Source organism: Solibacillus sp. NPDC093137, from assembly GCF_050280445.1.
GTDB classification, from domain to species: Bacteria; Bacillota; Bacilli; order Bacillales_A; family Planococcaceae; genus Solibacillus; species Solibacillus isronensis_B.
Genome location: NZ_JBNNVH010000004.1, coordinates 37259 through 60415, shown reverse-complemented (window position 1 = coordinate 60415; position 23157 = coordinate 37259). Strand labels below are relative to the sequence as shown.

The window sequence follows — 23157 nt, the reverse complement described above, 5'->3', positions numbered from 1 at the left end:
AAAGAAACTTCATGTTAAAAATTGATAAGACTAATTTACACTATAAGCAATATAATATTCACGAAGTAGAATTTAATTGTTATTTTGATAACCTAAATACACTTTTAAATATTGAACAATATATAAATGTAAAAAATAAAAAGTCATCTCTGAAAAAAATAGATTTAATTTGTATTGAGGATGATCAATTATTTTCTAATTATTTAAATACATTTATAAAAACAGAAAAGATAGCTACTTTTAAAAGTGCAAACTTTATAGAATACCACTATAAAAATACACAAAGTGTGTATGATAAACAATATCTTTTCCGAGCAAAAGAGACTGTTAATGATTATATTTTAATTAGGGATAAAAATACAGTGTTGTTAATATTCAAAAAAAATAATCTAAATACTTTAATTCCTTTGAGAATAATAAGAGAAATATTATTAAGAAGCTTAGAGAATAAAATGGAGATATTTTTTCACGCTTCAGCAATAGAATTTAAAGGCTCTGGAATTATAATCACGGGGGATTCGGGAGCAGGTAAAACTAGTTTAATGACTCATTTTGTAGCGAATTCAGATGCAGCTTTTTTGGCAAATGATAGGGTTATAATAACAAAAAGTAATGAATTAATAATTAAACAATTCCCTTTACCAATAAGACTTGGGCTGGGTACTGCAAAGCAATATAATGAACTAATAAAAGCTGAAAAATTTCAAAGAAAACAAGATAGTTCTATGGAAAAGGCTCTTAAAGATTTACCTATTGAAGAACCTTATTATGAAAATGTAGGGAAATTAGAGTTAACTCCTAAGGAATTTAGTAATCTTTTCAATAGTAACTTCAAAGATACAGCTAAACTAAAACTAATTATTATACCTTCGATCCAATTTAATAGCGATAAGATTAAAATTATTGATTTAACTGAAGATAAAAAGAAAGAATATTTAAATAACGGTTGTTTTACTCCTATAGATGAATCTCGATTAACAGATTGGGTAGAAAATTTAGAGTATGATTTTGTTACATTGAAAGAAAACTCTAATAAAATAATTGAAGATATGATTTTAAATTGTAAAATAATAAAATTAGAATTTGGAACAGAAAGTTCAGTCACTGATTTAATAAATAATATCGAAAAAGAGTTAGAAATTTATGCAGTTAAAAAATAAATTACAAAATCAACTTCTATTTTCAAATTCTAATGATAATTTTAAATATAAAATAAAAAAAAATAATGTAAAAGTTACTTTTGACACAGAAACAAATTATTATGTGGAACAACATTGGAAGGAAATGAAAGAAAATTATAAGCAAACACGGCCATTGTGGAATGGAGAAATTTACAATTTGCAAAATATTGTATATACAAAAATAAATGAAGAAATTTTATTTGAAGTAAACTTAACAAATTTTAAAGAAGCTTTATATTTTTCAAAGTTAAATGACTATCACCAAATGAACCCTATGGGCGTACAGGTAATAATAGAAACACTAGACGGTCAATTAGTTTTTGGAACTAGAAAGTTTGAAAATGAATTATTATCTCTTATATGTGGGGTCGTTTCTCCAAAAGAAATACAAAATACCGATGATATATTTTTAAAGCAAACACTTATAGAAATTGAAGAAGAGCTGGGAATAAAAGAACATATGCTATCAACCTTCAAAATAATGGGTGGTATGAAAACTGTAACAAATTCTTTCGACATTATAACTTATTGTACTCTCAATGTTAGTTTTGAAAAATTAAAGATAATTTATAAAGAAAACGGTAATTATGAAAATTCCAATATAATAAAATGCAAAAAAAGCGTTGAAAACCTTATAGAGTTTAAAACACAGTATAATGATATTCTTACAGAGCAGCTGGAGAGTATTTTAAATTGGATAATCCAAAAAAAAATTATCATTTTATAACAATCCATTCATCTTAAAGTAAACTTAATGGGGGACTATTACTAATGAATATTGTTACAAATAATGAAAAATTTATAATTACTTTTGATTTAGATAATACCATAATTGATGAAAAGGGAAAATTTTTCCCGAATATAAAGGAAGTCCTTTCAGAATTAAAACAGTCAGAAAATATTATTTTATATTTAATCACTGGTAGAATGTTCTCAAGCTTAAAATCGCTCGGTATATATAATGAGCTTGTAAATATTTTTGGGAATAATATATTTTGTAATGAGGGAAATACCATCATTAATAATGAAAAAGTTCAAGTTATTAATAAGTTAAATACTAACTACTTAGAAAACTTTTTCAAAGTACATTTTGAAAAATTTGATTGGATAATTGAAACAAGCGAAAAGATAATTTTTAATAATCATTCGAAAAAAGAAGCATTATTAAAACTTTCTTATATAAATACTAATTTCTTTGAATACTCAAGTGATTTAAATATATCTTTGTTTAATGACAAAGTAGATATACTTAATATTTTCCTATTTCCAAAAACACAGGTAAATGTAGATTATATGATAAACTTATTCTACAAAGTTCATTATCCTGAAGAAAAACACACCTTGTACCAAGAGTTTATTAAAATTTCCCCGAAAAATACTGATAAAATAAACGGTTATCATTATATTTTGGATAAGTATAATGAACGACATAAAGTAATCGCAATTGGCGATGGTTATAATGATATATCAATAATAAAAAAGAGTTTCTTAGGAATTGCTGTTTATAATTCTCACAAAAAGTTAATCGAAGCAGCTGATATACATTTGCAAAGTAATTTGTATGATTTTTTAAGAAGTCTAGTTAATAGTTTAAATTTACCTTCTAATGAAATCCTAATAAAATAATGAATAAAGATGCTGTTGCATTATCTGCAAGTAGCATCTTTATTTAACTCAATAGTACTGGATCCCCTTGGGTATTTTTTTATTAACTCTTTTAAAAGGAAAGCCAGTTCTCTAATTGAACATTTGTAGCTGTGCTAACTTCTTCACATGCAGAGTTCATAATCTACTATTCCTCTACTTAATTAGTTTAGCTTTCAGCTATACCCCATAGTCTCAGAAACCTACAAAAGCTTCATAACTAGAACCGTTTCATCTTATATCAACAGTGACCTGATATTCCCGTATGAATAATTTAACTTGACTAAACAGCCGTAACGTTTAAACGCTAGGGCGGTTTTTTTACTGCTAAGCGGTCCAAAAAAAATTCTCTTTGCTTAATAATTTACTAACTCAACGAATGCTCACTAAATATTTTTTACAAAGGACGCTTATAGCTTATGTTATGAAATGGTGCTATGTTATTGAAAGAAATACTACATAAAACAGAAATAAGCGAGTTATTCAAAAACTTTAACGAAATAAATACAGCACAGCATTTACTAAAAGGGGAAGAAAAATGACTACAATAAATTTAAATACAGCCATTCATCCGGTTTTACAAAACTATTTAGAAATCTTGCCATTATTCCACTCGATGTTACCCGACATATCTATTGGCTTAACAAATACTAAAGAATGGATCACATACCGTCCGGGGCGAAAAATAGATGTAGGCGCAAGAGCGGGTACTAAAATAAATCCACTGGAACCTCTAGCAGATTGTATTAAAAACAAGGTATTAATAAATGAAGAAGTTCCAGCGAAGTTCTTCGGGCTTCCTTTCACCGGCCTCGCTGCACCTATTTTAGATAATGGTCAGGTGATTGGTGCATTAGCCATTCAATTACAGAAACAGAATGAAATACAACTTAGAGCTATCTCAGATCAAATTGTACAATCACTTGAAAAAGCTAATAACCGTGTTATATCAATCACTGATAGCTCAGAAGGTCTTTCAAATATAAGTGATAAATTGTTAGAACAGTCCTATCTTGCTATGGAAGAAGTGAAAAATACCGATGAAGTATTAAATTTCATTAAGAGAGTTGCCGACCAAACAAATTTATTGGGGTTAAATGCCGCGATTGAAGCAGCAAGGGCAGGGGATAAAGGTCTTGGATTCACAGTAGTTGCTAATGAAATTAGAAAACTTTCATTTGAAACTGTTTCTTCCACAGAAAAAATAAGACAAACACTAACGAACATCCAAAATTCTGTAAATGAAATTACAACTTCTATTCAAGAGGTAGTGGTGGTAGGACGTGATCAAGCATCTTCTACTGAAGAAATTTCTGCGATCATTACAAAAATTGAAGCTATGAGTAAAGAGTTAAACGTGTATGCTTCCAAATTATAAAAAAATAACGAATCCTTTATTAAAGGGAAAACTTAATTGAGGGAGATAACTTTGTTTAAACCATTGTTTATAACCAAAAAAACTATGAAACCTATCCCTAAAAAAGTAGGGGCTCGCATTAAAGCGATCAGAATTGAAATGAAGTTATCGTTAACCGAATTTGCTGAAGGATTAAGCATAACAAAGGCAAAATTGGATTCATATGAGCGTGGTTTGGCACTTCCGCCACAGGAGATAGGCGAAAAGATTGTTTTAATGTTATGCAATTTAAAATACCAAAATCTTGAATGGCTTTATTTTGGTGATATAACGAATTACATTATTGATTATCTAAAATTTTTAGGCTACGGGAATTTTTCTCGCGAAGCTGCTCACATAGTTCTTCTAATGTATGATGTTGAAAATTGTGGGCCCGATCCAAATGAAATTGTAGACCCTTTGGATAGTGAAATAGAATATTATGCCAAGAGGTATATTGAACAACAAGAAAGGTTAAATAATAACAGGCGTTAAAACTGGGTAGGACCCGCTACTTTTAACAATTCATTAAAGGTCAGCGGGTTTTTTATAACACCAATGTAAACAACTTTACAAAAAGTTGAAAGAGCTTATTAAACTATATTTATCTTAGCTAATGAGCGTTTAAAGATTAGAATAGCTTTAAACGTGCAAAACCCCGCTAATACGTAAGCGGGGTTTTTTCTTGTTATACCTGATTTAACTGAATACCTTCTTTGTTAGCGTTAATTTTTAAGCTTGTCACTATCGGTTATATGCTAGCTAATAAAGATAAACGGTAGCATCATTCAAAAGCTGTTACAAAACAAAATTCAGCATTTATTTAAAGACGGGAAAAACTGCTATCATAAAAATTTAAAGGGGGATAAGAGCATGTTAAATATTAATGAAATTTAAAAAAAGCGAATAGGATATTACATTATTCCTAATCGCTATCTACTAATTGATTAGGGGCCACCCAATCAATTTATACCACTGCTGATCCATCACGCATGAATCATCAATACCACCTTATTGTAAGAATTAGGGAGGTTCATGTCAATAAATTAAGTGAAAATCTCATGGAATTTATTACCAAAATTTAAATCGATTAAAAAAGAATTATATATTTTTAATTATGACCACCTTTTTGCGTAAGGTGCTTTTTATTTGATAAGAAGAAAGGTATATGAATGACCATAAAAAACTCATTAAACAGAGAAATAGACAAAGGAAATGATAAGTGTCTTTTTGCATGATGATTTAAGAAATGTTAACATAATTTTTGTGAAATAATAATTTAAAAAGGTGAGAGATTATGAAAAAGGCAAACATTTTATTAAACACAGTGAAGAAAACAGTAAGTATTCAAGTAAAAGGAAGAATGACAAAAGAAGATTCAGCGTTGTTCATTGAAGAATATAATAAAAAAGTAAATTCAGTTAATCCGGCAGAATATACGTTAGAAATTGATTGTGTAGAAATGCCAGTAGTCACGCCTGAAATGGCTGAAGAATTAACAGGCGTTATGGGGCTTTACAAATCAACTGGATTCAATAAAGTGATTTTCCAAATTAAAGATAGCAGTGTCTTGAAAATGCAATTATCACGAATTGCTCGTAATGCTGGCTTAACAAATGCAACAGTAGTGGATTTAGCTTAATATTCCCTAGAGGTCAGAATGAAAATTTTTGACCTTTTTTTTACGAAAAGGAGTTTGATTCAACATGAAAAAACACATCAAAATCACAGGCTTAGGTATTTATAATCCAGCAAACCAAGTAGAGAATGACTATTATTTGGAACACTTCAAAAAACAAGGGCGAGACATCACAAATTTATTAACAGTTTTAGGTCGAGAAAAACGTCACATCATTGATAACAACCATGAGAACAGTTTAACAATGGGGATTGAAGCGGCTAAAAAAGCGTTAGATAATGCCGGGATCAAAGGGAAGGATGTTGATATGATTATATTCGCTTCGCAATGTCCTGAATATACATTACCTACAAATGCCGCATTCCTTCATAATGCGATTGGTGCCAATAATCATACAATCATCTTCGATGCCAACGCGGCTTGCGCGGGTATGACCATTGCTGTTGAAACAGCTTCACGCTATATGCTGTCAAATAAACGTGTAAACCGCGCCTTAGTGGTAGGTTCCGATGCGAATAGTTTAATTTCAAATCCAGAACAAGAAATTACATATGCGAGTTTTGCAGACGGCGCAGCTGCCATTATCTTAGAAAAAACAGAAGAAGAAACAGGATTCATCGATGCAGTACACTACTTAGATTCAACGAAACGCGAAAACATCCTATATCCGCCAAAAGGCTTCTCTAAATCAAATGGAGAGAAAGAATATATCGACTTTAAACCATTCGACGGAACACCTTCCATTATGAAAGCATGTGAAATGATTGAAGAATTTCTTACGGAGAATGGCCTAACAATCGATTCAGTAGATGCTCTTTGTTTATCTCAATTTGCAGTATCAAACATTGAAATAATGCAAAAACACTTCAAGATCGCTGCGGAAAAGACATTATATGCAGGGGATGAAGTAGGTTACACTTCTACTAGCAGTCCATTCTTTGCTCTAAATAAGGGTATTGAAAATGGACAAATTAAACGTGGAAACACTGTATTGTTCTGGACAGTCGGAGCCGGAGACGAAATGATTGCCATGCTTTTTAAATACTAATATAAACAATAAATACATATAAAATTACATCCTACAAAAAAATTGTAGGATGCTTATTTTTTCAATATAGTAAACTTTTTCGCAAAATACCAATTTTACGAAAAAGTAATAGATGGTATGGGTATATTATGGTAAAATAAAAAAAGATACCACAGGCTGCAAGAGCAGCCAATAGTATCTCTCGAATGTTATTCGGAAAACTGCAAGAGCAGTTCATAAAATAACATATGTGATTTAATATGTTTCAATGTAAATGATTATACCAATCATACTTGAATTTTTCAAGTAATGGAGGCTTTTATGAATAACGAAAAAAACCATACTGTAAATATATACTTTGATGAAAGTGGTAAAGCAAATGAAGCCCTTCATTTAATGGGCGCAATTTTATTCCCACAAGATTACTATTTGCATCATCAAGAAAAGTTGGACGATATTATTCAAAATGCTGGCATTCACTGGACTAGTTATGGGGGGCATACGGCAATACGGGATAGCATTAAAACATTGCTATCAGATGTACTCTCGCATCATCATTTAATGAAGATGAATGTTATCTCTTATGATATTAATAAGGTTGAATTAAACTCAAAACCGATTAAGCCAATTATTTCCGATGTAGTGGATCGTACCATTTATACAAAGTTTCCAGAGCGTGTAGTCTACGGACTAATCAGGAAATACGGTAAAAATACGTTCGTCAATGCAGATGTTTTTATTGAGCACGATCATACATACGAAGCTAAAAATTATGATTTGAAGGTTGATATGCTAAGGCAATTAAACATTCAATCAATTTATCGTGGTGAAAATTTTAGAGTTAATAGTGTTTCCTATTTGCCTAAAAAATCGACCTACGGAATTGAAGTAACCGACCTTTTATTAGGTATTGTTAGAACAATTATTTTAAATGAAAGCTCTGACTCAAATCGTAAAAAAGCGAAAAATCAATTAGTAATGGAATTATTAAATAACGGGAGCAATCTTTACCCATTTTTAGAGTCTATTAAGTTATTTGAATGGTATGGAGATTCTAGTGAATTGCGTTCTGTCCCCTTTAATAGCTATATAGATGTATTTTTTAGCTCAAATCTTAAACTACTAACTTAGGGCTTGCCTGCAATAAAGCGAACACTTATTCGTAAAAATTGTATTTTGCGAATAAGTATAGCAATATAGCATTTTAGACTCACCTACCCTATTACTATATTTTATAAAGAAACTATAGTCAGGACTTTCCTGATTTACAATTACAAGTTTAAAGGGAGCGATTTACATGAAACAATGGAACTATATAGAGATTTTAGATGAGGTTGGATATGGAATCTCAGTGGATGGATACGAACGTGTTGAAATGAACATAGAGGGGTGGAATGATGATGAAGAGTGGGAAGACCTTGAAACCTTAGTTACGGTGGAAGCGATTAAGAATGAAGATTTAAATAGAATTGATGTTATAATCACATATCACTTTGATGATTTGAAAAGTAATGTGACTGTTAGGGGTTTAGTTAATAAATTAACAAAAGATATACTAGACCACATTTAATCAACTATATAACGCAATATTTACATATCCATTCCCCCTTTCCAATACTACTCGGAGGTTTATTATGAAAAAAATGAAAGTTTATTATAACGAACAGTGCTTGTATGACTCCCTTTATTATTTACAGCATGATATTGGAATACGCGGCCAAGTTTATTCTTATTTTTATGATAATAAAGGTCGCCTGACAGAACGTAACAATCTAGGCGATTTTTTAATTACTACAGAGTGCGCGGTCCACTTTAATTTCGAATATCAATTTAATGCCCGCATCCCCTATACAATGGCATTTGATTATTTAAAACAATCCCTAGTAAAAGCGGCTGCTAATGAGAGTGTGCTTGATCTTGATGCAACGTTACATAAGGAATTAACCATGTATTTTGATTTAACATATCCTGATAGCTTTACAATTGAGGAAGTACAATTAACCAATATGGATAATCTAAGTTACCTCTTTGAACATATGATGCGCTACAACTGCTCTCCTACCCTCACAACTGATTTTTTAAGTAAGTTGATACTTATAGAACCTGAAATTTCAAAAGAGCTTGTAGAACAACCTGTTAATAATGAAGAATCCGTTATTAATTATGAAGAAAACGCTTTTGAAATAATGAAGCATATAAAAGGTATTATTGCTAGTGACAATGTTACGGATGATATAAAGCGAGATATGCTCGAAATTTATGTGGCGGAAAACATATCGATCTTCGAAAACTATGAAAAATCCCTGAAGGAGTGATTTTATGGCTACATTATCTCCGGATGATTTAAAGATTTTAGAATACACGGATAATCTCATCAAAGAACTACCTTTTTATATTCGTGATTTTCGTATAGAAAAAACAAAGGAACAAATTTCTTTTAGGACGATTCACCAATACTTATATAGATACAAGATATTTTTTGAATGGCTAATTAAAGAAGGTATTGTGGATTCAGCCGATATTAAAGAAATAACTCTGGAACACCTATCCAAAATAAGAAAAAAGGACATTGAATATTTTATTGAACATGTATCAAAGGAAGATATTTCAAAAGAGCATGAAACTAGCCGCCGGGTACGTGAAATGCGTTCGGTATCACTTATGGTATCTGCGCTTAAATCCCTATTTCACTTCTTGGCAGTTACCAGTGATGATGAACAAGGTAAAACATACCTAAGCGAAAACATTATGGCAAAGGTAAAAATTCCTGTTTATAAAGAAACATCTGCAAATCGAGCGGCAGAAATTGCAACGCAAATATTGGATAGTAATCGCCTGTTCGATTTTGTTGATTACTTGGGAAATGACGGTCCAGATGGTTATTTAGCAAAATTAAAGGTGCCTCAACAAATTTCTTTATTCAAACGTGATCGTGAGCGTGATATTGCGATAATAGCCATTTTGTTATCCACTGGAATGCGCGTCGGTGAATTAGCGCGGATTACTATGTCAGATATAAATTATAGTGCTCAAACAGTTAAAATTACGCGTAAAGGTAATAAAAAGGATACGATTTATATTATCGATTCCGCCTTTAATCGATTATTAGAATATATTGCAATTCGAAATACACGTTATCCTCAAGCGGAGGTATGCCCTTTCCTATTCGTAACATTCCGTAAACCTGCCAGAGCGATTAGCATAAGAACCATTCAAATGTTCGTAGAAAAGTATACGGAATCGTATTTTCCTAATGGTGTATATCCTCATAAGCTGCGGCATTCTTTTTCAGTAGCTTTTATTAAAAATGGAGGCGAAATGACCATGCTCCGTGATTTATTGGGACATACAGATATTAAGACTACGTCGCTTTATATTAATATGGCAAACTCTGATAAGATCCATGCTTTAAATGCTTTAGAATCCTATTTAAGAACGCGTCCATAAATATTGATGGAAACTTGAAAACAAATTAGAGAAACCAATATAAGGAGCTGTAAGAATGAATATCGTTGAAACAGTTAATACAGCATTAGAAAATGTTCCAGAGCCAGGAAGTAAATTGCAATATAGAATTTTAAATGATACTGGTTTAATCTTCACACGCCATTCGGGTTTTGTTGAATTAAACAATAAAACGTATGGGCATTTATTCAATGTAAATGAAATTGACATTGCCCTAAATATCATAAACGAGCATAAGGAACAAGCGTATAAAGAAGTTGATAAAATTGGCTCAGCATTCATCAAAGCAGCAAATAGTCCATTTGGTAATGCCGGGAAAATGGTTATGTTACTAATCGGCACCTTTCTTTTCTTATTTGTGACGTATGTAATATTGAAGTTTGAATTTGCAACCCAGCTCTCAAATTTATTAAATAACAGCGCTAAGTAAATATATTTCAAATAGAAGAAAATTAAAATCATATTAAAGCAAATAATTATAGAGGAAAAGAAACGACATCTTTTTTATTCTCCGATTATAAAAAGAACGCCCCTTCCCACTAATCAAAACGGGATCGAGGCATTCTCTTTGTATTTATAAGAAGTTTGTCAAACATGTTTTGCAACTGTATCGTCGATACCCCGTACCAACCATCTCTAAAGCCCATGCGCTATTCATAAATACTTATAATTCAAGTTCAATAGCACCTGGCACCCCCAGTTATTTGGTCCTGAATGACGATTTTACGAGACTTATTAGGACACACCAATATTAAAACAACATCGCTAATATTAATATGGCAAACTCTGATAAGGTTTAGGCTTTGAACGCACTAGAATCCTTTTAAAAAACGTCCATGGGGAGAAAACATGAAATAGCAGCATATTTAGGGACACAATTCGCATAAGAATTGTTGTCCCTTTTATTGTTGATATATCAGCATTTCGGATGATTCAACACCCAAATTAGTAAATCAATTCGCATTAGTGCCTTACTCTTTTAATTAATAGCATTAATGAAGCTTAAAGCTTTTTATACAATTTTATAGACACTTTACGATCACTTTCTTAAAAGCGTTATTTTTCACCGATTGTATTAAAAACCACTACTAAATTTTATTATACACCTTCACTACGACTGTCTTTAATATTGCAATTAACAGAACAATCAATCCATTTATCAGTAAAATTTGTCCTATTTGCATTCCATAAAAAATTGCAAATGGGTCTCGAATAACAATTATTGCTAATAAACCTCCAGCCCCACTAAATATTACAGCTAAAAATAAAATTGTAAACGACGCTGAATATATACTTTTTCTCTTATAAAATACAAAGAATCCAATTATATTTGCAATTATTACAAAAAGAAACATAAGTATTACGAAGAAATCCATCATATCACTCCCTTAATGAGAAATTATTTGTACTTAGTTAATACCTATTATGCATTATACAATGCAAAGAATTTTTATTACAAAAAATCATCTTAAAAGTTGTTAATTAAGAAAGATTTTCTTCTTTATAAAGTAGAGTTAACTTGAAATAACTCTACAAATTTAAATAGAAAGAAGGAAAAGAAAAATGTTTGAAAAAAATCTTATCAGTCTAGAAACAAAGCCGGTACCTTCGTATGATATTTTATCGGTAAAAAATGAAGCTGTACTATTAAGTAATGTATTAGCCTACTTTAATAAGGCAGCACTTTTAAAAACAGCACCAGTTGAGGAAAAAACTTATGTTACCAACTGGATTTTTGATGAACAAGGAGTAGAACAATCTGTTGAACAGATTAACCACTTAATTAAGTACAATGATCAATTTACTGTATCTTTTCTCAAGACCGTGGTAAATAATGATAAAGTTACTTACAATTTCAAAGGTATTGCCTTAAATAATGAAGATGCTATTAAGAAAATCGCGCTCTTTAAAAATGACGAATTACAAGTTGAAAATGAAGTTGAGTCAGATGTTGAAATCTTACAACTTCCTGAATACAAAGAACCCGTTGAAGATAAAGATAATACCTTGACTGCTATGGATTGGGATGATTGTTGGAAAAATGGTTGCTGTTCATTTAGATATAACGGTTTACCTTGGAATCCTTTAGTTAACTACAACTGGTGTGGTAAGGGTTGTGGAAGTGGTACACCGGTAAATGGCTTAGATAAATGTTGCGAAATCCATGATAAGTGCTATGTTGGTAAAACATACCCTGCAAAATGTAAATGTGATGAGGCCGCAGCAATATGTGCTGGAAAGACTGATTTTGCTGGGTCTGATCGAGTATACGGAGCTATGATTACTTTACTATCACTTAACGGTTGCTAAATAAGTCAAAATTTATCAGTGAATAACCTACGAATCTCACCTGAAACTCGTTTCATTAAATAATATATTTTGGGAACCCAGGACGCACAAGAATCCTGGGTTCTTTTTTATTAGTTGTTGGTATACTGGCAGGAATGGGTTAGGTTTACTGGGGTGCACTATTTAAACCGGGCATTTGTTCTTATAATGACTATAAATAGCATTTTAACTTTTCGAATTTTAACTAAAGGTAAACAGCTAAACTTTATAACCTAAAATGGTTATTTGAATACTCTCCGTCTGTGAAGTTTATGGGAAATTTCATACTCACTATATCTAATAACTGTTTCACTCTTTCTATAAAGAATGAAGAAACTTTTACAAAATAGGTCTATTTCAGAGCCATTGCACTCTGTTACCGAGGATGCTTTCCTAGATGTGCAGAAGAATTACAATAAGCACCTTTACAATACATGTTATCTGAAGGTTAAATTAAAAATGAGTCCGGAACAATACCGAACTCATTTAAGCAAGTTACTTAAGCGAAATCCGTGTCTAACTTTTAAACACTTCTCATGCTTCTCTATTGAGGAATTAATAATAGCGCAACACTCAGCATTTGCCCATAAAATATCCACTTAGCCATAGTTATGATGAATTATTTCAATAATTCCAAACAAGTTTTAGTTTATTATTTTGATAAATTTCCTCTAATTATATCTCCTAATAAACAGCTTTTTAACTCTAAATTAAATATTTCTAATATTAGAATCTAATTTACGTAAAGAAACTATTGTAATATAAAATAGTGTAATGATAGAAATGAAAAGTGTAATAAATTTTATGATAATAAAAATATTTAAAGATGGTGAATCAAAGATGAAAATATGCGGCCAAGGCATAAATTCCCCTAAGGTAACAACTTCAATAATAGAATAAATGAAAATAATAGTTAATGAAAGTTCAACATTTTTTAATAAGACCAGTAGTGCAGTACCCAAAAATAAAAAAAAGAATATTAGTAAAAAAAAGTGAATAAGATTAATATTTGAAAGCGAATTTTTACCAAACTTAATTACCAATAATGAGCTTAGTAAAAGGATACTAAAAGTGTTTATTGTTAGATAACGTAGAGCGTCAAAGATAAATATTCTAGAATAATAGGGTATTAGTGTTTCCTGAGCCCCTTCTTCATATAACTCATTTAGTCGATACATCAATGCCCAGCACGTAAAAGGTATAAATAAACCTTGGATGATAATAATAGCTGTCTCAATTTGGTGACTTTTAGATATGATAATAAAGAGTGTCGTAAAAAAGAAAGCTAAAATTGGAACAAAAAAAGTTAAACCCATAGTTTTAAAGTCAAAATAAAACATATAAAATGTATTTCTTGCTAATCGCATCCTTTATTCTCCTTCTCTTACTACTGATAAATACCCTTCTGAAAGCCGGGGAGACACTAACTGGGAATCTTGCTCACAAACATTCGAGAAAATTCTAACTTTTAAAAAGTCTTCTTCATCTGATATCTGAGTTACTTCCCTCTCTTTACTAAAAGAGGACAATTCTTCTTTTGGAATCTTATACTCTCTCACTTTTCCCGCAGCCATATTCTTTAATTCTTTTGGATTACCTTCAAATAAGACCTTACCCTTTTTCAGTATACCTACTTTTGTGCTAAGAAACTCAATGTCTTCTATCAGATGGGAAGAAATAATGATAGTTCGATTTTCACTAAGATCACGTAGTAAATTTCGAAATCTGATTCTTTCTTCAATATCTAGACCAGCCGTCGGTTCATCAAGTAAAAGAATAGAAGGTTCACTAATTAATAACTGTGCAATTCCTACTCTTTTTCTCATACCTCCAGATAATTCGACCATTTTTTTGTTTTCAAATCCTTGAAGATTGACTAATTTTAGAACTTTAGAGACAGTGTTTATCCTTGTTTGTTTTTCCATTATTCCTTGGATTAATGCTATATGGTCTATCACATCCTTTACTTCAACGTTTGGGTATATCATAAAATCCTGCGGTAGGTATCCAATTTTATTTGTTCTTTTTAAATATTTCCCTTTTGAATAGTTTTCTCCATTGATCTCAATTATTCCTGAATTCAATGAAGTAAGACTAGCTAATATTTTCATCAGTGTGGTTTTTCCAGCACCATTAGGTCCAATCAAACCGTAAACTCCTTCAATATTTAGATTTACATTAGAAAGTATAGACTGACCTTTTACTTTTTTATTTACATTCCTCATCGTAATCAAATTTTCCACACTCCTCATCCTTTTTAGTTATAGTTACTAACTAACCTTGTAAATTTAACTTTAAGTAGTCTATTAAATATGCTTAAAAAGATTCTCTGTATCTGACCAAGTCGAAAGTTTATGCATCTCTGAATACCAAACGAATAAAAAATGTTCCTGTTGTTCTTTTGTTAAAGCATCGAATTTTTTAGAAAAGGTTTCAGGTACAGTATTTAATCCATCCCAATGAGAAATGAGTGAATATGACTCTAGTTCCAATTCGTTTTTGATAAATTGGGAGGCGATTGAATTAAAGATTTGAACTTGTTCATAATTTATAACCTTTCTTTCATTTGAATTCCAAAGTAAAGCAGAAACATATAGATCAGGAACTTCATTTATAGCGGAACTTATGTTTAGCAATGTTCCATGTTGAATAACCAAGTGATCGTTACTTAAAAAAGAATTGTATTCACCAGTTGGATTTAACAAAAAGTATTTATTCGGTAAATTAACATTTGGTAAATGAAAGATTTCAATAGTCTTTTCGTGAACTTTAGATATTACATTTTTGTAAATCGGCCAATCGTTTGAAATATCTGGCCATGAATTAGGATAAATTATTTCTTCACCATTTATCGTTTGAGTTGAAACTTGTCCTCCTGTAATTGTTATACCTCCTGTCACACTTCCCCTATATATACCATCTTTATTTTTGATTAAATTGGTGTAAATCGATAAATCACCCTTATAGGTAAGTGTGTAATCAATAAGTTTATTATTTTGCATAGAAAGCGATATAAAACCATTCTCATCAAAATTATTAACGAGTGCAAAAGGTTGATGATAAGCCTTAGTAGGTATCCAACTAAAATAGTTGGGTAAGTACAAATAGTTCTCTGAAATCGGAATCATAAAAGAGTCTTGTACCTTATAGAAAAAGCTTAAGCTCCCATCTGATTGATTAAAGTCTGTATTAATAGTGACAGTATCCCCTTTTTGGACAAATGGTAACAGATTCCCATGACTATCTGTTACTTTTTGTACTGGATAAGAATGATACAATACAAAAGATATATTTGTTGATTTTACATTTTCTAGAGTAATATCTACCTTGGCTGTTATTTGTTCATTGGAAGTTAACTGTATATCATATTGTTGTATATCGTATTGTAATTGTTCGAGAGGAATAAAATAATTATTTCCCTTATAATATTCAATTTCCTTTACTTTTTCAGCATAATGAAAAGTCGGTTGGCTCTTTTGAAATATTGATGTATAAATATAAGTGTTTACTAACAATAGAGAAATACAAGATAAAAATAATATGCTTTTCTGTAATCTAGTTCGAACTAGTTTAAAGAAAGTTAAGGCAATTAAAATTAAAGATATGACTATCCAGAATATTACTTTTAGAAAACTAGAAGAAGTCATATTATATCCAATGAATTCGATATATGGTTGGAATATATTAAATGGTCCGATGTAAAATAGGTTTTTATAATCTGTAGAATTAATATGAATATAGAAAGAGCTGAATATAGTAGTATTCATTGGACCAATTAATAACCAAATTAAGATTATGAAAACAAAACTAATTTTGTTTTTACCAAAAAGAAGTGCTATTAGGGCCCCTATAAAAAAGGAGAGAATAAACGGGAAAAACCAATAAACAACTATAAATAAAATTGTTTGGGTATAAAAACTTGAAATGGGAATATCTGATGCAAAAAAGTATAAAAAAATTAAACCAATTTGTATTGTTATGAAGAATAGCATATAGGTTAAATGAATAAACAATAATGCTGATAATTTAGCAAACATTAAGAAAGATGAGTCCCCGGATAAACTATTGGTTCCTGAATTAAACTCATCAGACAAAAATCTATAGAAAAATACAATAATTAATAGCATTACAGCTTGAACTATAAGCATCATTTCGCCTACAAAGTCACCATGAGTAAAATAATCGAACTCTTCATTACTATGAAGGAAAATTCTTGCAGCAAGCATAACAATCATAAATAAATTTAAACCTATGTATAGATAACTTTTAGTCAATTGTTTGAAATGAAAAATAAGCAGGTTTTTAAACAATCTCATGATTAACTCCCTCTTCTCCTAGAAATAAATAATAAGCAAACTATTTCGAAATATCTTTCGAAATAGTTTGCTATAAATACTAGTTTACTGTGACAACTGCCTCTGCATAAATAGTTTTAGTATTATACTGCGTATAAGCTTCTGCATAATATTTACTTCCCGAAGTTGCAGTGAAAGTCTCAGTTACAGCTCCTTTACCAGCATAACCTACTGCTCTGGCAACTGTTGGATCTGGCCAAATTCCATTATATCTAGTTGCCATCCCATCTACTGAATAGGTTGGTCCTCCAGATTCTACTGTTAATTTCCCTGTAGAACCTGTAGCTTGAACTTGAGAACCTTCAGCAGAGCTTTGCCCAGGAGAGATATGTGCAACGGATGTTCCTTTAGCATGAACAGCTGAGCTTACTGCACTTAGAAGTAAAATCATAAGCATAGCAAATACCAAACCCATGTAGCTTTTCTTTGTACGGTTTAAAATCATTTTCTCACCTCCTTTCATTGCGTATTTTCTAATTAATTTCGAAGAATGGATCCTTCTCAATAAGTTTTCTATTGTGGATATACAGGATTTGTTCAAAATCCAAAATTGTATGTGAATATGTGTTAGAAGTTAAGATAACTGTTTTATCTTTTAGATGATCTGTACAGATTTTTTTAAAAATCTTCATTTCAACTATATCTAAATTCACAAAAGGCTCATCCATAATGAAAATTTCTTTATTAGTTTTTTTCCCTATATCAATAAATAGAATTAACTTTTGTAAATAACTTAAATCTTTAAATCTATTATTTAGGTCAATTTGGGCATCCTTAAGTAAAAAAGAATACTCTTTATTTCTAGTATAAAAAGTTAGAATATGCTTTATTTTAAGATCTTTGAAAAAGTTTGAGTAATCCTTGGGAATATACATAGAAACCCTTTTTTGATTATCAAGATTCTTCTTTTTAACAAATTCATTACTTAATAAGATTTGTCCACTAGTGATTGCCCGTTTTCCGTGAATAGCTAATAATAAGGCAGTTTTTCCCGAATTATGTGGACCAACGATAACAACTTGATTTTTTAAGACAAAATTAATATTATCCAGTAAAAGTTTCCCCTTTCTTTTAATCTTCATATTTTCTATATGAATCATGATTTCTCTCCTTGTTTAATGATTGATATTTTAAAATCAACTGTTTTTCCATTTGATTAAGATCTAATTTCAAAAAATCTATAACTTCTTGATTTTTATTCATACCGATAAAATATTTTAGGTACCATTTTTCATGACTTAAATCAGTTTTTTCAAAAAAGTAAATTGTAAATAATAAAGAAAATGTTTCAATTTCTTTTTGATTAGCCGGTGTAATAATATTTCTCATAAATGAGTAAGTTACGTTAAAAGGAGATATACTTTCTAAGGTTAAAAATAAGTTGTTTTCATTAATATTAAGAAAAGGATCCATTAATATAATTTGATAACTATCTTGTAACCATAAATCATTAAATTTCGGTTGCGAGTAAGCATCATACTTTGGCATAAAAATAATATTCTCAGAACTAATTGAATGCTCTTTATTAAAGGTCTGATTAAAAAGATTCACCTCAGCATTGATATAATTAAAGTAATTTTCAAAACTACCTATATTACCTGACCAAACCTTTGGCAAATAAATATTAGTTTTTGAATTAATATTTTTTTTAATGAAATCACCTTTTGCAATTGTTAAGCATTTGTTCTCTTTTGAATATAAGACTATTAAATCCTCAATATCACTAGTTACACTTTTAATTCCATAGCATTGATCTGGATGAGAATTATACTCGACTGAACTATCGTTATATCTATAATAATCTCTCGTATTATCTTTGCTAGGTAACCAATTAAAGAAGTACGGTAAAAATAAATACTCGTTATTAATTGGATTTAAAGCTGTCCCCTTATTAGATTGATAAGTAAAAGTTAACGTTTGATTATTAGTATTATTTAATTCAACCATTATTTCATTATGTTGCTGTTTAAACGGCACTCTTTTTGAATTACTTCTAACCTCTAATACTTTAAAAGTCTCATTTAGATAAAAATTTATATTTCGATACTTAATATCCTGTATTGCTACACCTACAGTAAAAACTGGTTTTGTCTCATCCTTTATTTCAATGTCATATGACTTTATACTAAAATTTTGAGCTTCCGGTAGAGTTTCAGGAGGTTTCCCGTTTTTTTCAAATTCTCTAACATATGACGTCGTATAAAAATCTTCATTATCCGATTGATAATAATTAGTTGCAACAAAATTTAATGAGAAAGATACACCAATCATCAATGTTGCATAAATAAAGATTTTCTTTTTTATGGATAAAAGTCTCAACTTAAAAAACATAATGCAAATTAGAAAGAGAAGAATTATTATTTTAGTAATAAGAGCATGTGTATAGTTTGTTAATCCGAAAAATGGATTGTAGTAACCTTTTCCATTAATAGTGAATACACTAAATAACTCTTGAAAAGAATGAAATTCTGAAACTAACACTGCAATAACTATTATCAACAAAGGGACCATATAACGGTGTATAAAACCCGTCTTCTTTGTACTTAAAGCAATATATATTCCCAACATAAAAGGGATAAAATGAGATAAGAAAAAATAATTTATATAGAGTACAAAAGTATGTTTTACAATACTTACTTCAGGTCCAAACAAAAATGTATAATATAATCCAAAGATAAAGAATATTGTAGTATGCAATATCACGAAGAATGAGATTAAAGCAAAAGTAACAGATTTATAGATTTTCTGAGTACTACTGTAACCCTCCAATAGAGAATCATTTAATTGAGAATCCATACTTAAAACAGTAAAATAGCTTATTAAATAACTCATTACCATCCCAAAAATAATTAGTAAGTGAGATTGAGATACAAAATCACCACTGTTATTTACAATTGGGTTTGAAAGATAAAATACATTGATTGAAAATAAAAGTGTAGATAAGCCCAGCAATATTTTATTATTAGTAATAAAATGCCACATTAATATATATGGATTTATCCTTCTCACCTCCTCTCTTTCTTATTACAATTATTAAATTGAAAGTAGTATAAACCGCCCTCTGCCTGATTGGAGAAAACTTAATTATCTGAACCTAGATATGAATGGGGGTTCCTGATTCTCTTGTTTTTAGAGCTTTGCCTACATACTCGATATCGGCAAAAGGAAAATTTTCTACTATACTGAATTAAGTATTTAAGAAGTTAACCTCTTAATGTGAATCTAATGTATAAAGAAGAAAACATATTAAATTTAACAACCTTTTTATATATTTTTTAAAATTCATAATTAAACTTATTTGTTTAGTTTACTTCATAAACTTTGTTGCTTTTTACGGTGAGAAATAAAAACTATGGTATAGTTAAATGGAATAAAATTTCTTTTTTATATATTTTTGTATATGAGATGGGAATAAATTTTGCTTTCAGGAGGTGGACCATATGAATAAATATAGTGTTTTTTCTTTCACTACTTTATTAATCTTCATAGTTATGTTTTTTACAATGTTCAGTGGAGTATCGTTAGGTGCATTGGGTAAACCATATATTGTTTCTATGTTTATTTTCCCTTTATTGGGTATAATATTTGGATTCAAAGCCAAAAAAGGTTTATTGAAATGGCTATTAATCATACTGAATGTTATTGCAATCTGTACTATCGGATATTTTATATTACTGGCTTACGGTATTGCCGAAAGTTAATCAAATGCCTGTGAGTATCCTAGTATCATTCACATCGACATTCCTATTCGGTAATTTTTTCACCTTCATTGATTGATGGTATTAAAAAAGGAATACCTACTCTTAACTTAATTCGTAGGTATTCCTTTTTCATTTGTTTCTTGATTAGCGGTTTAACTCATACCACATGCCACTATTTTTATTAATGAATTGGTATATGCTTCGTTTAATTCATTTAAAAAGCGATCAGCATCTATTGACTTATCAAATGCAAACTTGGGTAATGGCTGCTCTTTTTAAAATCGGTGAAGTATTTACTGCCATAACTATTACTTCCCTTCCAGATGCATAATTTCAAGTATGTTTTTAGATGGTTTCAACGAATATATACTGTCAGTGAAACACAAATATAATTAAAAAGCATCGTATGTAATATTGAACTTCCGACAAAATAATTTACCTCGCGATTTGTAGGAGCTGGCACAAAGCCTTCTTTGTTCAGCTGTTGCAAGTATAAGGAATATCGTCTGTAATACGCGTAATTAAGCCTTTTTCATCGAGTTCACCGCTTAAATGACGCTTTATGTAAATATCCAAGGTCTCAAAAGGGCTCTTTGTCTTTAAACAACATTAAAGCATCCAAGTATTAGTTAAAACTATTACCAGGATGCTTTTAGATATGTATTATAAAATTACGGTGTAAAGCAATATAAAAGTACCACTTAATATTATAGTAGAATTGTAAAATTTATTGACTTGCCTTTTATTTGTTTTCGTATCTGCTTGTTTTACATACTTATATTTAGCAATTAAAGTCATGATAATTACTATTATAAAAAAACTGTAATAAGCTATATTTAATATTGCCATCACTTTTCAAAACCTACCTTTCTTCTTATATAAAATCGATCTAACTAGTATTAAGATATTCATTCTATAAAATAAAATTAGGCATGCAATTTTTAAGTTTTTTAGCGTACTTTTACTTTAATAAGATAAAGGTCAGCTTATATTCGTAAAATGTAATAAATTACCATTTGATATGGTATTGCTATTCTGATATAACTAAAAACATACATCTAATCGGTTTAAGGAAGGTTTACATGAACGCTATTAATGAAGCTAAAATACAAAACAATACCATGTGCTTAAAACTACGTAAATTACGTAAAGAATATAATTTATCCCAGGCTCAGATTGCAAGGATACTCAACATTAATCAACCTATCATAAGTACTACAGAGCTTTGTAAGACGCTACCAACCATTGACCAAGCATTAACGGCTTATTATTTGTTTTGTCCTTCTGAATCCTTATCACAGTTTTTAGACGATGAATGGCTTGAGGCAATATTACATAAACGCTTTAAACCCTTAAATCCGACAAACTATTACTTTAAAAATGTTGAAAGTTTAAAGAAAACGATTTTAAAAACATGCAAACAATATCCCAATAAAGCATTTACTTTAGAGGAAATAATCGTTTTAAATAAACATACTTTTGGTGCCAATATATTTCTACCGCTCACTGAAGTAAACCCACATCGTATAAAAACTTTAACACGCTATAATCAAAAGCTTAATTAATAGACTTATAAAAACCCACTTATCCTTTTCATGTCTCGCAGGGGCGCATTTGATGGAATGAGCGGGTTTTTCCTATTATAGTAATTACAAATAAATCAAATACTTTAAAGGAATTGCATTTATCTTGAATAATAAATTTAAGTTATGGACTGAACAATCATACGTCATTATCCCTTCCATGTTCTTTAAATACTATAAGCAAATAGGTATTACTGATGGACAAGCGATTTGTCTACTGCACGTGATTCCATTACTTAACGGGAAATTACAGGGCGATGTATCTTTAGTAGAAATAGCTACGAGAACAGGCTACGAACTGGATAATTTATTAGAAACGGTACATACACTTGCGGAGCGCAACTATATCGAGCTATTGGAGGTACCGCATAAAACACAAACTACCCTTTCACTTGATATAGAGCTGCTTTGGCAACGTATACTACAGTTTGCTGAAGAAATCGAGATAATAAAACATTTACCTTTGCCAACGGAAGCACAATTAAAGCGAAAAATCCGTAAAGCATTTAATCGTCCTCTTACAAAAACAGATTTAGATGCGATCAACAGATGGCTTTACAAAGAAATGCACTCCCCTTTATTAATACAATTTGTACTGTATGAAGCTGTAATGGCTAATAAAACGAACATTTATTATATGGAACGTGTACTCTTTGCATGGGAGGCCGCAAACCCTTATAAAAGTGATCCAACTGAATATCAGCTCGTTCGGTTCAGAGAATATTTAAACAAGCGTTCCGGCGAATATAAACGCCCTCTTTCTTATCAAAAACCTGAATTCTATAATTGGCTATCTGATTAAAATTAAAACAAGCAACAACCATTTTTAATTAGGTAG

General features: G+C 30.3%; 23 protein-coding genes. 17 read left to right on the top strand and 6 right to left on the bottom strand.

Annotation, left to right across the window (positions count from 1 at the left end):
• Window positions 1-11: 11 nt before the first annotated feature.
• The 13 genes from ACQKN3_RS14480 to ACQKN3_RS14420 all read left to right on the top strand — a co-directional run bounded on the left by ACQKN3_RS14480 (window position 12) and on the right by ACQKN3_RS14420 (window position 12662).
• Window positions 12-1160: a hypothetical protein gene (locus tag ACQKN3_RS14480; protein ID WP_427712588.1), complete on the top strand. Its 1149-nt coding sequence runs from the start codon at window positions 12-14 to the stop codon at window positions 1158-1160.
• Window positions 1144-1908, top strand: a complete 765-nt coding sequence (locus tag ACQKN3_RS14475) for a hypothetical protein (protein WP_427712585.1) — start codon at window positions 1144-1146, stop codon at window positions 1906-1908. The genes ACQKN3_RS14480 and ACQKN3_RS14475 overlap by 17 nt, the downstream gene beginning before the upstream one ends.
• A gap of 44 nt (window positions 1909-1952) precedes the next feature.
• Entirely contained in the window at window positions 1953-2807 is an 855-nt protein-coding gene (locus tag ACQKN3_RS14470) for an HAD-IIB family hydrolase (protein WP_427712582.1), read from the top strand.
• A 556-nt stretch (window positions 2808-3363) separates the two neighbouring features.
• Complete coding sequence (locus ACQKN3_RS14465; RefSeq protein ID WP_427712579.1) at window positions 3364-4203, top strand: methyl-accepting chemotaxis protein; 840 nt, start codon at window positions 3364-3366, stop codon at window positions 4201-4203.
• A 51-nt stretch (window positions 4204-4254) separates the two neighbouring features.
• A complete protein-coding gene (locus ACQKN3_RS14460) occupies window positions 4255-4716 on the top strand; it encodes a helix-turn-helix domain-containing protein (protein ID WP_427712576.1) in 462 nt (153 codons plus the stop codon).
• Window positions 4717-5518: 802 nt separating this feature from the next.
• A complete protein-coding gene (locus ACQKN3_RS14455; protein ID WP_427712574.1) occupies window positions 5519-5863 on the top strand; it encodes a hypothetical protein in 345 nt (114 codons plus the stop codon).
• 64 nt (window positions 5864-5927) lie between these two features.
• Window positions 5928-6908: a ketoacyl-ACP synthase III gene (locus tag ACQKN3_RS14450; protein WP_427712571.1), complete on the top strand. Its 981-nt coding sequence runs from the start codon at window positions 5928-5930 to the stop codon at window positions 6906-6908.
• Window positions 6909-7208: 300 nt separating this feature from the next.
• Entirely contained in the window at window positions 7209-8018 is an 810-nt protein-coding gene (locus ACQKN3_RS14445) for a DUF3800 domain-containing protein (protein ID WP_427712569.1), read from the top strand.
• 166 nt (window positions 8019-8184) lie between these two features.
• Window positions 8185-8457: a hypothetical protein gene (locus ACQKN3_RS14440; protein WP_427712567.1), complete on the top strand. Its 273-nt coding sequence runs from the start codon at window positions 8185-8187 to the stop codon at window positions 8455-8457.
• A gap of 64 nt (window positions 8458-8521) precedes the next feature.
• A complete protein-coding gene (locus tag ACQKN3_RS14435; RefSeq protein ID WP_427712564.1) occupies window positions 8522-9202 on the top strand; it encodes a hypothetical protein in 681 nt (226 codons plus the stop codon).
• Window positions 9203-9206: 4 nt separating this feature from the next.
• Window positions 9207-10334: a tyrosine recombinase XerS gene (xerS, locus tag ACQKN3_RS14430; protein WP_427712561.1), complete on the top strand. Its 1128-nt coding sequence runs from the start codon at window positions 9207-9209 to the stop codon at window positions 10332-10334.
• A gap of 55 nt (window positions 10335-10389) precedes the next feature.
• Window positions 10390-10782 (top strand): hypothetical protein, encoded by a 393-nt coding sequence (locus tag ACQKN3_RS14425; RefSeq protein ID WP_427712559.1) that lies wholly within the window; start codon window positions 10390-10392, stop codon window positions 10780-10782.
• A 1133-nt stretch (window positions 10783-11915) separates the two neighbouring features.
• Complete coding sequence (locus ACQKN3_RS14420) at window positions 11916-12662, top strand: hypothetical protein (protein WP_427712557.1); 747 nt, start codon at window positions 11916-11918, stop codon at window positions 12660-12662.
• A gap of 728 nt (window positions 12663-13390) precedes the next feature.
• Here ACQKN3_RS14420 and ACQKN3_RS14415 read toward each other — a convergent pair.
• The 6 genes from ACQKN3_RS14415 to ACQKN3_RS14390 form a co-directional block, all read right to left on the bottom strand.
• Window positions 13391-14047, bottom strand: a complete 657-nt coding sequence (locus ACQKN3_RS14415; protein WP_427712554.1) for a hypothetical protein — start codon at window positions 14045-14047, stop codon at window positions 13391-13393.
• Between the two features lie 3 nt (window positions 14048-14050).
• On the bottom strand, window positions 14051-14914 hold the full coding sequence (locus ACQKN3_RS14410) for an ATP-binding cassette domain-containing protein (protein WP_427712999.1): 864 nt from the start codon (window positions 14912-14914) through the stop codon (window positions 14051-14053).
• A 72-nt stretch (window positions 14915-14986) separates the two neighbouring features.
• Window positions 14987-16996 carry a hypothetical protein gene (locus ACQKN3_RS14405; RefSeq protein ID WP_427712551.1) on the bottom strand — a complete coding sequence of 670 codons (2010 nt, stop codon included), beginning with the start codon at window positions 16994-16996 and terminating at the stop codon, window positions 14987-14989.
• 79 nt (window positions 16997-17075) lie between these two features.
• Window positions 17076-17480, bottom strand: a complete 405-nt coding sequence (locus ACQKN3_RS14400; protein WP_427712548.1) for a hypothetical protein — start codon at window positions 17478-17480, stop codon at window positions 17076-17078.
• Between the two features lie 28 nt (window positions 17481-17508).
• Window positions 17509-18135: an ATP-binding cassette domain-containing protein gene (locus tag ACQKN3_RS14395; RefSeq protein WP_427712545.1), complete on the bottom strand. Its 627-nt coding sequence runs from the start codon at window positions 18133-18135 to the stop codon at window positions 17509-17511.
• On the bottom strand, window positions 18107-20044 hold the full coding sequence (locus tag ACQKN3_RS14390; RefSeq protein ID WP_427712542.1) for a hypothetical protein: 1938 nt from the start codon (window positions 20042-20044) through the stop codon (window positions 18107-18109). The genes ACQKN3_RS14395 and ACQKN3_RS14390 overlap by 29 nt, the downstream gene beginning before the upstream one ends.
• Before the next feature lie 431 nt (window positions 20045-20475).
• Here ACQKN3_RS14390 and ACQKN3_RS14385 point away from each other — a divergent pair, with 431 nt between their 5' ends.
• The 4 genes from ACQKN3_RS14385 to ACQKN3_RS14370 all read left to right on the top strand — a co-directional run bounded on the left by ACQKN3_RS14385 (window position 20476) and on the right by ACQKN3_RS14370 (window position 23121).
• On the top strand, window positions 20476-20736 hold the full coding sequence (locus ACQKN3_RS14385; RefSeq protein WP_427712539.1) for a hypothetical protein: 261 nt from the start codon (window positions 20476-20478) through the stop codon (window positions 20734-20736).
• A gap of 196 nt (window positions 20737-20932) precedes the next feature.
• Entirely contained in the window at window positions 20933-21067 is a 135-nt protein-coding gene (locus tag ACQKN3_RS14380) for a hypothetical protein (RefSeq protein WP_427712536.1), read from the top strand.
• A gap of 751 nt (window positions 21068-21818) precedes the next feature.
• Complete coding sequence (locus ACQKN3_RS14375) at window positions 21819-22301, top strand: helix-turn-helix transcriptional regulator (RefSeq protein ID WP_427712533.1); 483 nt, start codon at window positions 21819-21821, stop codon at window positions 22299-22301.
• 124 nt (window positions 22302-22425) lie between these two features.
• Entirely contained in the window at window positions 22426-23121 is a 696-nt protein-coding gene (locus ACQKN3_RS14370) for a DnaD domain-containing protein (RefSeq protein ID WP_427712530.1), read from the top strand.
• Window positions 23122-23157: the final 36 nt, after the last annotated feature.